At 52.7% G+C, this 11,854-nt stretch carries 12 protein-coding genes; 2 read left to right on the top strand and 10 right to left on the bottom strand.

Annotated features, from left to right (window positions below; all coding sequences use genetic code 11):
* Position 1 precedes the first annotated feature (1 nt).
* The 6 genes from HX773_RS00980 to dnaB form a co-directional block, all read right to left on the bottom strand.
* Positions 2-418, bottom strand: coding sequence for a secondary thiamine-phosphate synthase enzyme YjbQ (locus HX773_RS00980; RefSeq protein ID WP_176970072.1), 417 nt, complete (start codon positions 416-418; stop codon positions 2-4).
* Positions 419-526: 108 nt separating this feature from the next.
* Complete coding sequence (locus HX773_RS00975) at positions 527-2,062, bottom strand: catalase (RefSeq protein WP_255433151.1); 1,536 nt, start codon at positions 2,060-2,062, stop codon at positions 527-529.
* 182 nt (positions 2,063-2,244) lie between these two features.
* Positions 2,245-3,438: an amino acid aminotransferase gene (locus HX773_RS00970; RefSeq protein ID WP_176970071.1), complete on the bottom strand. Its 1,194-nt coding sequence runs from the start codon at positions 3,436-3,438 to the stop codon at positions 2,245-2,247.
* A gap of 48 nt (positions 3,439-3,486) precedes the next feature.
* Complete coding sequence (locus HX773_RS00965; protein WP_008109953.1) at positions 3,487-4,101, bottom strand: YitT family protein; 615 nt, start codon at positions 4,099-4,101, stop codon at positions 3,487-3,489.
* 228 nt (positions 4,102-4,329) lie between these two features.
* Complete coding sequence (locus HX773_RS00960) at positions 4,330-4,821, bottom strand: Lrp/AsnC family transcriptional regulator (protein ID WP_008109951.1); 492 nt, start codon at positions 4,819-4,821, stop codon at positions 4,330-4,332.
* 128 nt (positions 4,822-4,949) lie between these two features.
* A complete protein-coding gene (gene dnaB, locus HX773_RS00955) occupies positions 4,950-6,356 on the bottom strand; it encodes a replicative DNA helicase (RefSeq protein ID WP_176970070.1) in 1,407 nt (468 codons plus the stop codon).
* Between the two features lie 73 nt (positions 6,357-6,429).
* Between dnaB and HX773_RS00950 the strand changes: the two genes are divergently transcribed.
* A complete protein-coding gene (locus HX773_RS00950; RefSeq protein ID WP_176970069.1) occupies positions 6,430-7,413 on the top strand; it encodes a quinone oxidoreductase in 984 nt (327 codons plus the stop codon).
* Positions 7,414-7,607: 194 nt separating this feature from the next.
* Here HX773_RS00950 and pspG read toward each other — a convergent pair whose 3' ends face one another.
* The 3 genes from pspG to traF form a co-directional block, all read right to left on the bottom strand.
* Positions 7,608-7,874: an envelope stress response protein PspG gene (gene pspG, locus HX773_RS00945; RefSeq protein WP_061718375.1), complete on the bottom strand. Its 267-nt coding sequence runs from the start codon at positions 7,872-7,874 to the stop codon at positions 7,608-7,610.
* A gap of 222 nt (positions 7,875-8,096) precedes the next feature.
* Entirely contained in the window at positions 8,097-9,095 is a 999-nt protein-coding gene (gene dusA / locus HX773_RS00940; RefSeq protein ID WP_176970068.1) for a tRNA dihydrouridine(20/20a) synthase DusA, read from the bottom strand.
* Between the two features lie 97 nt (positions 9,096-9,192).
* Positions 9,193-10,443: a conjugal transfer protein TraF gene (traF, locus tag HX773_RS00935; RefSeq protein ID WP_176970067.1), complete on the bottom strand. Its 1,251-nt coding sequence runs from the start codon at positions 10,441-10,443 to the stop codon at positions 9,193-9,195.
* 451 nt (positions 10,444-10,894) lie between these two features.
* On the opposite strand from traF, the gene zur reads away from it, so the two are divergent.
* A complete protein-coding gene (zur, locus tag HX773_RS00930) occupies positions 10,895-11,413 on the top strand; it encodes a zinc uptake transcriptional repressor Zur (RefSeq protein ID WP_176970216.1) in 519 nt (172 codons plus the stop codon).
* Between the two features lie 75 nt (positions 11,414-11,488).
* On the opposite strand, the gene HX773_RS00925 is transcribed toward zur, so the two are convergent.
* Positions 11,489-11,701 carry a CsbD family protein gene (locus HX773_RS00925; protein WP_176970066.1) on the bottom strand — a complete coding sequence of 71 codons (213 nt, stop codon included), beginning with the start codon at positions 11,699-11,701 and terminating at the stop codon, positions 11,489-11,491.
* Positions 11,702-11,854: the final 153 nt, after the last annotated feature.

Raw genomic sequence — 11,854 nt, 5'->3', positions numbered from 1 at the left:
TTTATTCCCCTTGTAAGGTCGCTACGATACGTCGCGCACCGCCCTGTACACGATGTTCACCCAACCAGATTCCCTGCCACGTGCCTAACATCAGGCGACCGCGGTGGACCGGAATCAGGAGTGAAACGCCGAGTAGCGACGATTTGATGTGTGCGGGCATATCGTCAGCCCCTTCGTAGTCGTGCTGATAAGGCGCACTTTCCGGAACATGACGTAAGAAATGCTGCTCCATATCGCTGCGCACGGTGGGATCGCAATTCTCATTCAGCGTTAAAGACGCCGATGTGTGTTGCAGCAGGAGATGCAATTGGCCGACGCGCACGTCCCATAGACCATTAAGCTGTCCGACAATCTCGTCGGTGATCAGATGAAAGCCGCGCGCTTTAGCGCCAAGCGTAAGCGTTTGTTGATGCCACATGCCAGAATCCTAAAAGTAATCACACCGTTTAAGTGTGCAGCATGTCGGCGAAAGGTAAACCCTGAAGAGAGGAAAAAGCGGCAGAGCGTGAAGTCTGCCGCCTGAAGGTTAGTCGCTCAGCTTAGCGGCCATGGTTTTGATGCTGCCCACATCATCTTTAGTGATCGCAGCCAGACGCTCGCCGTACTCTTTATCGGCCTTGTAGAAGTACGACAGCATAATGGCGCGGCTCTGCACATCCACACCTTTCAGCGCGCCGCCCAGAGAATTGATCAGATCGGTTTTCTCTTTGTCGTTAAAGGAACGATACAGATCGCCCGCCTGCTTAAAGTTCTGCGTTTTAGCGATCATCGCCTGCTGCGTGGTGCCGCTCAGCGAGCTGTGGCTATAACGTGCGCTCTGCAGCTCTTCACGCGGATAGATACGGCTTGGCTGATAGTTCACGCCATGATCGTCAGCTTTGCCGCTGTTCATCGCGCCATCCTGATTACCGTTAATCACCGGCACGCGCGGCGCGTTGACCGGCAACGTCAGACCATTGGCGCCCAAACGGTGCATCTGGGTATCGGCGTAAGAGAACAAACGACCTTGCAACAAGCGATCTTCCGATGGCTCAATGCCCGGCACCAGATTCGATGGCGCCATCGCCACCTGCTCGGTTTCCTGGAAGAAGTTATCCACGTTGCGATTCAGTTCCATCTGGCCGACTTTCACTTCTGTGATACCCGGCCAGATTTTGGTGGCGTCCAGCGGGTTGAAGTCGAACTTATCCAGATCGCTGGCTTTGATGGTTTGAATATAGAGATCCCATTTCGGGAAAGCTTTGTTGTTGATCGATGCCACTAAATCTTCGGTCATGTGGCTGAAGGTGCCGCTCTGAATGGCCGCCACTTCGCTTGGGTCGAGGTTTTTCTCGCCCTGCAGGGTTTTCCAGTGGAATTTCACGTAGTGCACTTCGCCTTTGGCGTTGACGAACTTATAGGCGTGCACGCTGTTGCCATCCATCTGGCGATAGTTTGCTGGCGTCCCCATGTTGGAGAACAGCATGGTCAGGCCGTGCGTGGCTTCTGGTACGTGAGAGAAGAAATCAAAGGTGCGCGCGTCGTTGCCAAGATTGGTGCGTGGATCGGGCTTAAACGCATGCACCATGTCCGGGAATTTAATCGCGTCGCGGATAAAGAACACCGGCAGGTTGTTACCGACTAAATCCCAGTTGCCCTGGCTGGTGTAAAACTTGGTGGCAAAACCGCGCGGGTCGCGCAGCGTTTCCGGTGAATGTTTGCTATGCACTACGGACGAAAAGCGCACAAATACCGGCGTCACGCTGCCCGGCTTGAAGACTTCGGCAATGGTTAAGTCGCTGATGTCTTTGCTGGCGCGGAACTCGCCGTGTGCGCCGGTACCGCGTGCGTGAACCACGCGCTCTGGAATGCGTTCACGATCAAAGCGTTGCAGCTTCTGGATCAGCTGCACGTCCTGCAGCAGCACCGCACCGTGCTCGCCTGCGGTTTGTGAATTCTGGTTATCACCGACTGGCGCGCCGTTATCGCGCGTGAGTTCGGTACTGTAAGCCGGGATAGTGAAGGCTAACGCAAGCGCAATAGCCGTAGGTTTGAGTAAATAAGAACGGGCTGTCAGGGTCATGAGCATGCTTCCTTGTGCATAAAAATTCGCGATGAAGTTGTCGCGCTCGGCCATTTTTCGGCAGGAGAATCTTTACATTCAAGGAGTTAAGCTCTTACAAGACCGGTCTCATTTAAACTTAACTAATGAGATATAAAAAAACCGCCAACCTGCGCTGACGGTTTTTATCATCAAACCATGGCTTACATCACTGCGGCAAACGCCTCGGCAACCTGGTTGACATTGCGGCTGTTCAGACCGGCAACGCACATACGGCCGCTGGCAATCAGATACACGCCGAATTCATCGCGCAGACGATCAACCTGCTGCGCGCTCAGACCGGTATAGCTAAACATGCCGCGCTGCTTCAACAGGTAATCGAAGTTTTGCCCCGGCAGCTTGGTGCTCAGCACCTTCACCAACGACTGGCGCATTTCGATAATGCGCAGACGCATCGCTTCCACTTCTGCCAGCCAATTGTTGAGCAGCGCCTCGTCATTCAATACGCAAGATACCACCTGTGCACCAAAGTTTGGCGGACTGGAGTAGTTACGACGCACGGTCGCTTTCAGCTGGCCCAGCACACGAGCAGACTCTTCCGCGCTGTCGCAGACAATGGATAGGCCGCCAACACGCTCGCCGTACAGCGAGAAGATCTTGGAGAACGAGTTGCTCACCAGCGCTGGCAAGCCGGCAGCCGCAATGGCGCGAATGGCATAAGCATCCGCTTCCATGCCCGCACCAAAGCCCTGATAAGCGATATCGAGGAACGGAATCAGCTCCTGCGCTTTCAGCACTTCGGTGGTTTCATCCCACTGCGCATTAGTCAGATCGGCGCCGGTTGGGTTATGACAGCACGGATGCAGCAGCACGATGGACTGCTTCGGCAAGGTTTTCAGCTTGGCGATGAACGCATCAAATTTCACGCCGTTGGTTTCCGCGTCGTACCACGGATAAGTATCCACGTCGAAACCGGCACCGTTGAAGATCGCGATATGGTTTTCCCACGTTGGATCGCTCACCCACACGTTTGAGGATGGGAAGTAACGCTTAAGGAAATCAGCACCGACTTTCAGCGCGCCCGAACCGCCCAATGTCTGGATGGATGCGATACGACCCGCTTGCAGCATCGGATGCGCTTTGCCGAACAGCAGCGGTGCAATGGCGTTACGATAAGCGTTCAGACCTTCCATCGGCAGATAGAGCGACGCCTGATGCGGCTGTGCCTGCAGGCGCTCTTCTGCTGCGGCAACCGCCTGCAGCTGAGGAATGATGCCCGCTTCGTTGTAATAGAGACCAATGCTAAGGTTTACTTTGTTATCGCGCGGATCTTGTTTGAAGGTTTCCATCAACGACAGAATCGGATCGCCGGCATAGGCATCAACGTTTTGAAACACGGTGCAGATCTCCATGATTGGTCATAAATAAGAGGTAAAGATGCGTCATCAAACCATGTAGCGGCCGGGACGATGATTCATTGCGATGATGAGATTGAGGATCACCGCGCCCGCGATTGAAGCAAACAGCATCGGTAACGACACCACAAACAGCGACGCTAATACCACGCAGGTATCGACCGCCATTTGCAGTTTTCCGGCACGCAGACCGATGCGGTCCTGCAGCCAGAGCGCCAAAATATTAATGCCGCCGAGGCTGGCTTTGTGACGGAACAACACTATAAACCCAATGCCCATCACCACGTTACCGAACAGTGTCGCATAAAACGGATTTAGCGCAGAAAAATGCACAAACAGCGGATGCAGATGGGTGAACAGCGACACCAGGCCAACCGCGCAGAAGGTTTTCAGGGTAAATTCCCAGCCCATGCGTCGTACGGCCAGCCAGTAAAATGGCAGGTTGATCAGGAAGAAAGCGCTACCGAAGGAGAGCGGCGACAAATAGCTGATTAAGAAGGCAATACCTGCAGAACTGCCGGTGAGTGCGCCAGCCTGTTTCAGCATAATGACGCCGAAAGAGACCATTAGCGTACCGAGGACGATCGCCAGCGCATCTTCAATCAGCGAATGGGGAACTTTGGTAGGTTGAACAACGTTATCCATGGGTTAATCTCATTGCAAATGATGCGGTTCAAATGCAAAAAACGCACCACATCGGCGACGTATGCTCGCCGCCGATGGGTGCCAGTGATTATCCAATTGATAACTAAGGCGCTTTATTGCAGTTTTTTGTGCATCAATTGAGACTCAAACCATCAACCCATGCACAAATCTGTTTTCTGGTGCGCGTTTTTTGCATTATTAAGGCAATAATTGCACCAGATTAGCACATCACGCACTTTTTTGGCGCGTTTTGTGCTGCGGGATCATCATCAAACCGTTCTCTTTCAAACGGCTCAATACCACGGAAGTTTTCACGTGCGCCACGCTTTGATGGCCAGCGACTAACTGGCTAATCAGCGCGCTCAGTGAGGCCAGATCGGCCACCGCCACTTTCAGCAGATAATCGGCATCGCCGGTGGTTTTGAACGCATCAACAATCGCGGCTTCTTCTTCCACCATGCGATGGAAACTCTCTTCATAATCCGGCGTATGGTTTTTCAATCGCACTTCGATTAATCCCACCATGCCAAGGCCCACCGCGTCGGGCGAGAGGCGTGCGTGATAGCCGAGAATGAGATTGGCTTGCTCAAGATTGATGCGGCGGCGTGAACATTGCGACGCTGAAAGTCCGACTAAATCACTGAGTTCCTGGTTGGTGAGGCGTCCGTTAGATTGTAATAATGTCAATATCTTAAGGTCGTGATCGTCTACCTGAGTCATTCTGTTTCCACAGCGTAATAAGGGGCGCTTTGCTACAGATAACCTGATTAAAGCCGGGGTTGTCCAACACTATTTTCTGATGACGTGAAATGCATGCACAAAACGTGCATGCATCCGGATTGAAAGGGTTATTCGTCGTCGTATTGCGGGCCAGCGTAGTTATCAAAGCGCGACCATTGGCCATTAAAGGTCAAACGTACCGTACCGATCGGGCCGTTACGCTGCTTACCGAGGATGATCTCGGCGATGCCTTTAAGATCGCTGTTTTCGTGATACACCTCGTCACGATAGATGAACATGATCAAGTCGGCATCCTGCTCGATCGAGCCTGATTCACGCAGATCGGAGTTCACCGGACGCTTATCCGCACGTTGTTCCAGCGAGCGGTTCAGCTGCGACAGCGCCACCACCGGCACATTCAGCTCTTTCGCCAGCGCTTTGAGCGAGCGCGAGATCTCGGCGATCTCCAGCGTACGGTTGTCCGACAGTGCAGGCACGCGCATCAGCTGCAGGTAGTCGATCATGATCAGGCTCAACCCGCCGTTTTCGCGGAAGATACGGCGCGCGCGTGAGCGCACTTCGGTGGGCGTCAGGCCAGAAGAGTCATCGATAAACATGTTCTTCTTCTCAAGCAAAATCCCCATGGTGGCGGAAATGCGCGCCCAATCTTCATCTTCCAGCTGGCCGGTACGAATACGCGTCTGATCCACGCGCGACAACGACGCCAGCATACGCATCATCAGCTGTTCACTGGGCATCTCCAGACTGAATATCAGCACCGGCTTGTCCTGCAACATCGCGGCGTTTTCGCATAAATTCATGGCGAAGGTGGTTTTACCCATCGAAGGACGCGCCGCGACGATGATCAGATCCGAGCCCTGTAAACCGGCGGTTTTTTTGTTCAAATCCTGATAACCGGTATCCACGCCGGTGACGCCGTCGTGCGGCGTTGAGACCAGCGACTCAATGCGCGATACCGTGGCTTCCAGAATCTGTTCGATATTCTGCGGGCCCTGATCTTTATTGGCGCGCTGTTCAGCAATTTTGAAAACGTTGGATTCGGCGAAGTCGAGCAGATCTTCACTGCTACGTCCTTGCGGATCATAACCGGCATCGGCGATTTGGTTCGCCACCGAGATCATCTCGCGCACCACCGCACGTTCACGCACGATATCGGCATAAGCACCGATGTTCGCGGCGCTTGGCGTATTTTTTGCCAGTTCGGCCAGATAGGCGAAACCGCCGGCCATCTCTAATTCGCCCAGCGTTTCCAGCGATTCAGAGAGCGTAATCAGGTCGATCGGCTGACCCGCTTCCAGCAAACGCTGCATTTCCGTGAAGATCATACGGTGCGAGCGGTTGAAGAAATCGCTGGCGACGACGCGTTCAGAAACGTTGTCCCAGCGCTGGTTATCCAGCATCAACCCACCGAGCACCGACTGCTCCGCTTCTATGGAATGCGGCGGCATTTTCACGCCTTCCAGCTGCCGATCGCGGGGTTCGTTCGATTTGTTGGTGGGTTTATTTCCTGCCATAGTGAATGCATTACCGATCGTGAAAGGGACGCGCAAGTATACCGTCCCAGGATGAACAATCACAGGAGTCAGAATGGCAAAGCGTATTCAGTTCAACCAACACGGCGGCCCAGATGTACTGCAATGGGTCGATTTCGAACTGGCCGATCCCGCCGAACATGAAGTGCAGGTGGAAAACAAGGCGATTGGCATTAACTACATTGATACCTACGTGCGCAGCGGCTTGTATCCGCAAAGCAGCTTCCCTTCCGGTTTGGGCACCGAAGCCGCCGGCGTGGTGAAGCGCGTCGGATCGGCGGTGACGCGGTTTAAGGCGGGCGATCGCGTGGTCTATTGTCAGGCCGCGCTGGGCGCCTACAGCGAAGTGCACAATGTGGCGGAAGATCGTCTGGTGATCCTGCCGGACAGCATCTCCTTTGAACAAGGAGCGGCCTCTTTCCTCAAAGGTTTAACCGTGCAGTATCTGCTGCGCCAAACCTATAAAGTGAAAGCTGATGAAATCTTCCTGTTCCACGCCGCTGCGGGTGGCGTGGGGTTGATCGCCTGCCAATGGGCCAAAGCGCTTGGCGCACATCTGATTGGCACGGTAGGTTCCGCAGAGAAAGCGAAGATAGCCAAAGATGCCGGTGCCTGGGCGACAATTAACTATCGTGAAGAGAATATCGCGAAGCGCGTCAGCGAGTTGACCAATGGCGAGAAAGTGGCCGTGGTGTATGACTCGGTGGGGAAAGATACCTGGGAACCTTCGCTGGATAGCCTGCGTCGCCACGGATTAATGGTCAGCTTTGGTAATGCATCGGGGCCGGTAACCGGCGTTGATCTCGGCATTCTGAACAAGAAAGGCTCGCTGTTCGTTACTCGCCCTTCGCTGTTCGGTTACATCACTAACCGCGAAGAACTGGATGCCGCCAGCAATGAATTGTTCTCACTGATTGCCAGCCGGGCGATTCAGCTTAACGTGCCCGAGCAGCAGAAATTTGCCTTAAGTGACGCAGTGCGCGCGCATCAGGTGCTGGAGAGCCGCGCAACTCAGGGTTCCAGCCTGCTAATTCCCTGATCGTTAAATGCAAACGGGGCTTCCCGTAGGAAGCCCCTTTTTCTTTCTTTTTTATAGTTCGCGCTGGTGTAGGGACAGCGGCGATGAATTCGTTTGAAACAACGCCAATCATCCTGACAGAAAACATAAGTAAAAAATATGTTTAAATGCGGAATTATTCTAAGCAATTTCCGAGTCTGTGATCGTCACCGCAATTAGCGCCAGTCCCTTCTATCTAAGTCGCTGATTTTTCTTTTCAGCCTGCGCAATTTTGCCTCACCTGATGGCGTAGTAAATGCCCGATAAAGCCAGACAGCGACAACCGCCAATACCAGCCAAGGCAACACTTTAATAACAATTGCCAGCAATCCGCCAAAGAACATCAAAGCGGTCGCCACCACTAATGCCGCGATAACGCCCAGCAGCGAAACGCCGGTGAACAGCAGCATCAGAAAAAAGCCGATAACAAATAGAATTTCCATGAAGGCTCTCCTGTGTAAGTAACATCAGGATCATTACAAGATGCGTGCCAGGTTATAAAACTGGCTAAATGCTTGAAAGCAATGGACAAGGGCTGAATTGAGGATTGATGAGGTGATGAAAAAAACTAATTTGAGGCGTAGAAATAACCACTTATCTGAATTCCGGTGCGCATTAATGCGCACCCTACAAAACCGGACCGCTCCGGCTTGCCAAAACAATAATTACACCACTTCCTGCGGGATCTTATCCGCAACCAGCGCTAACGCCGCTTCCAGCACGCGCACATCGGCGCCGGGTTTATGGGCATTTTCACTTAAATAGCGACGCCATTGGCGCGCACCCGGAATGCCCTGGAACAGGCCAAGCATATGGCGCGTCACATGGCCGAGATACATGCCTTTAGATAATTCAGCTTCAATGTACGGATACATCGAGCGCACCACCGCCACTGGATCGACGCGTGGCGTATCGCGGCCAAACAGCTCGCGGTCAACCTGCGCCAGAATGCCCGGATTCTGATAGGCTTCGCGCCCCATCATTACGCCATCCATATGCTGCAGATGCAGTTTGGCTTCTTCCAGCGTTTTGATGCCGCCATTAATCGCCATAGTTAGCGCCGGGAAATCGCGCTTCAGCTGGTAAACGCGCGGATAATCGAGCGGCGGGATCTCGCGATTCTCTTTCGGACTTAAACCCGACAGCCACGCTTTGCGCGCGTGGATAATAAAGGTATCGCAGCCGCCCTGTTGCGCCACGGTGCCAATAAAATCACACAGGAATTCGTAGCTATCCTGCTCATCAATGCCGATGCGGGTTTTAACCGTTACCGGAATGCTCACCACATCGCGCATCGCTTTAATGCAGTCGGCAACCAGCGTTGCATCACCCATCAGGCAGGCACCAAAACGGCCGTTCTGTACGCGATCGGACGGACAACCCACGTTGAGGTTGATCTCATCGTAGCCACGCTCTTCTGCCAGCTTAGCGCACTGCGCCAGTGCGGCGGGATCGCTGCCACCCAGTTGCAGCGCCAGCGGATGCTCTTCCTCGCTGTAGGCCAGATAGTCGCCTTTACCGTGAATGATCGCGCCGGTCGTCACCATTTCGGTGTACAGCAGCGTGTCACCGCTCAGCTTACGATGAAAATAACGACAGTGACGATCGGTCCAGTCGAGCATTGGGGCGATGGAAAAACGTTGCGAGGAGAAAGTATCGGTCATGAAACGCAGTAAATCCGCAGTAAGTTAAGTGATGAGAAACTGCGCAATCATATCACAGCAAAACGGGCGGCACAGCCGCCCGTTATCAGACGGGGAATTAGAAGTTAAATCCGAGCTGCAGCATCGCACCCACAGTATTGTCTTTACCCACAGAACCGGCCAGATCCAGATGGACAGTATTGTTGAACGGTGACACACCCAAACCGGCGGTGAACACGTCGGTATCAGTTGACTTCAGATCGGCGCGATAACCGGCACGCAGCGCCAGCCAATCCAGCACACGATATTCCGCACCCACGCCGGCATATTGGCTGGTGTCTTCCGATTTGAAGCGCTTGGTTTCAGTCAGATCAACATCACCCGCCAGCGTGAACGGCCCGTTATTCCAGGAAAGCCCGGTAGTGACCAGCGGACGAATTTGATAAGTATCGCGGTAACCGTTCACTTCTTTGGTGTCGATATCACGCGAGATCAGGTTTTGTCCGGTCACGCCAAAGGTCCAGTTATCACCGAAATCCGTTGCGATACCGGCATCCATGTTGAAACCGGTATCGCTGCTGCGGTAGCGGCTGCTGTTGATGTCGCTCTTGTCGTAGTTGTAGATACTCGCGGTGTAGTTATACAACCAGGTTTTCTGCAGCTTTGGCGTCACGCCGACAGAAACCGGATGGCCGGCAATCGAGAACTCATGCGCGACAGACACACCATAATCGGTGACTAACGCTGCCAGCCCATTGGCGCTAGAACGTAAGTTATCTTCATCACCCGGCACAGGTACTCTCGTGCCATTGGCAACCGCGCGCAGGTAGGCAATATCGCTATCCGCCACATTGGCACGCACAATCGCAGTGCCATATGCCTTGGTGACAAAGGCAAAAGGTAAGGTTTCATTCGGGACGGTGACGGCCACGGCCACACCGGCTGTCGCGTGAGCTTTATTACCACGCAGATCGCTGAGCTGGTTAGCCATATCGCCCGCGGCGGCCTTCAGTTGCGGGTAACCATTGAGGTAATCCTGAAAGGTTAGGTTATCGATTACGTCCTGATAGCGATCGACGGTATCGGTAATGTCGTCGACGCGATCGATCATTTTGTCTTTATCGGTAACCTGTGCACCGGCTGATGGAAGAATGATGCTGACGTTGTCTTCAGGCTGCGCCTTGGTCATCAATGCTGGGTTAGCCAGCACCGCGGAACTCCAGGTGGAAGAGGCTACGCCGGTACCGCCCATTGCGTCGTTACGCGCGTCGTACCATGTACCTGCTGCCAGAGCTGAGGAAGAAAGAAATACTGCATTCAAACCAACAAGATAAGCTACTTTTTTGTGCCTGAATAATGTCTTCGCCATGAGCCTGCCATCACCTTTGAAAAGTCGCTGAATCACTCACCGACTGAAAGTTTAGTTAGCCGCTATTCTGAACCCTGGCTAACGCTTCATTGCTGTGAATTAAAAGGAAATAGCACTGCTATTCGTAGAATTGGACGCTTACGCGCCATTCCGCTGTGTTTTTATGCAGAAAAATTAACAGTGAGTAAATTGATACCAGAAATTACTTAAGACCTTTTGAACCATAGACGCTAACCCGGTGAGTTGCAAAGCAAAATCCGTGTAGCCGTTGCGCTGCCTGGCCGGACACATTTTGCAGGCATAACGGTTACAGCAATATTTATGGGAAAATGACGAAGGTAATCTATTGATTGAGGGGAATTTTCTTAGGGATTTTAAGGACAATAAGCAATCACAGCAGCGTAAAAATTTGTGTGATAAAATAACATCACCTGCAACCCGGAGAATGCTTATGTCAAACCTCACGCCAGAACAACTTCTTACCCAGGCTGAATCACTTTGCCTTGATCGCGGCGTGCGCCTCACCAATCAGCGCGCCGAAGTGTTGCGCTTAATGGCAGAGCAGAATGGTTCGATAAGCGCTTACGATTTGCTGGATCAACTGCGAGTCAGTGAACCCCAAGCAAAACCGCCCACCATCTATCGCGCGCTGGATTTCCTGCTGGAACAGGGATTTATTCATCGCGTAGAGTCGAATAACAGTTACGTGGTTTGCCATCATTTTGATGAGCCAGCACATACTTCAGTGATGCTAGTGTGTGACGGTTGTGCGGCAGTTAGCGAAAAACAGGCTCATGGCGTGGAAAAGACCATTGCTGCATTAGCGGATCAGGCGGGATTTTCTCTGCGACATACCGTGATTGAAGCACATGGCCTGTGTGAGAATTGCGCAGAAGTGGCAGCTTGCACGCATCATGAAAGCTGCGAGCATGACCATCAAGTCGAGAGTAAAAAGCGGGTAAGAAAATAGGGAGGCACGTCCTTGTGCCGGGCCAATCACTACGCTAAATGATTGGCGGGTAGGAGCATCATCCGTGAAGTGAGATTACCAGCGGTAATCTTTATTGGTTGTTTCCCAATCTTTTACTTCTTTCTCGGCCTGGTCTTTACCATAACCGTAGCGTTCCTGGATTTTACCAACCAACTGATCGCGTTTACCTTCGATCACGGTAAAGTCGTCATCGGTCAGCTTGCCCCACTTCTCTTTAAATTTGCCTTTGAACTGCTTCCAGTTTCCGCTCACTTCGTCTTTGTTCATAATAATCCTCCACTACATCCTGAGTGAGATAGATATATTGCCTGCTTAGCTGGCGATATACCCAGACAACGCGCTACTCATGTGCGCCGTATAAGGTAATTGTAGTAGCCGCTTCGCAGTTTGCAGAGAAATACAGATTAATCTGTAGGTTAC

Source organism: Pantoea sp. B9002, from assembly GCF_013385945.1.
Classification (GTDB): Bacteria; Pseudomonadota; Gammaproteobacteria; order Enterobacterales; family Enterobacteriaceae; genus Pantoea.
The sequence above is the reverse complement of the archived record's forward strand: the minus strand, read 5'-3'. Positions and strand labels throughout refer to the sequence as shown.

What these genes read in the sequence shown, in the direction of transcription:
- dnaB (WP_176970070.1), bottom strand. Translation starts at nt 6,356, where the DNA reads ATGGCAGGAAATAAACCCACCAACAAATCGAACGAACCCCGCGATCGG.
- HX773_RS00980 (WP_176970072.1), bottom strand. Translation starts at nt 418, where the DNA reads ATGTGGCATCAACAAACGCTTACGCTTGGCGCTAAAGCGCGCGGCTTT.
- dusA (WP_176970068.1), bottom strand. Translation starts at nt 9,095, where the DNA reads ATGACCGATACTTTCTCCTCGCAACGTTTTTCCATCGCCCCAATGCTC.
- HX773_RS00960 (WP_008109951.1), bottom strand. Translation starts at nt 4,821, where the DNA reads ATGACTCAGGTAGACGATCACGACCTTAAGATATTGACATTATTACAA.
- zur (WP_176970216.1), top strand. Translation starts at nt 10,895, where the DNA reads ATGTCAAACCTCACGCCAGAACAACTTCTTACCCAGGCTGAATCACTT.
- HX773_RS00965 (WP_008109953.1), bottom strand. Translation starts at nt 4,101, where the DNA reads ATGGATAACGTTGTTCAACCTACCAAAGTTCCCCATTCGCTGATTGAA.
- traF (WP_176970067.1), bottom strand. Translation starts at nt 10,443, where the DNA reads ATGGCGAAGACATTATTCAGGCACAAAAAAGTAGCTTATCTTGTTGGT.
- HX773_RS00950 (WP_176970069.1), top strand. Translation starts at nt 6,430, where the DNA reads ATGGCAAAGCGTATTCAGTTCAACCAACACGGCGGCCCAGATGTACTG.
- HX773_RS00925 (WP_176970066.1), bottom strand. Translation starts at nt 11,701, where the DNA reads ATGAACAAAGACGAAGTGAGCGGAAACTGGAAGCAGTTCAAAGGCAAA.
- pspG (WP_061718375.1), bottom strand. Translation starts at nt 7,874, where the DNA reads ATGGAAATTCTATTTGTTATCGGCTTTTTTCTGATGCTGCTGTTCACC.
- HX773_RS00975 (WP_255433151.1), bottom strand. Translation starts at nt 2,062, where the DNA reads ATGACCCTGACAGCCCGTTCTTATTTACTCAAACCTACGGCTATTGCG.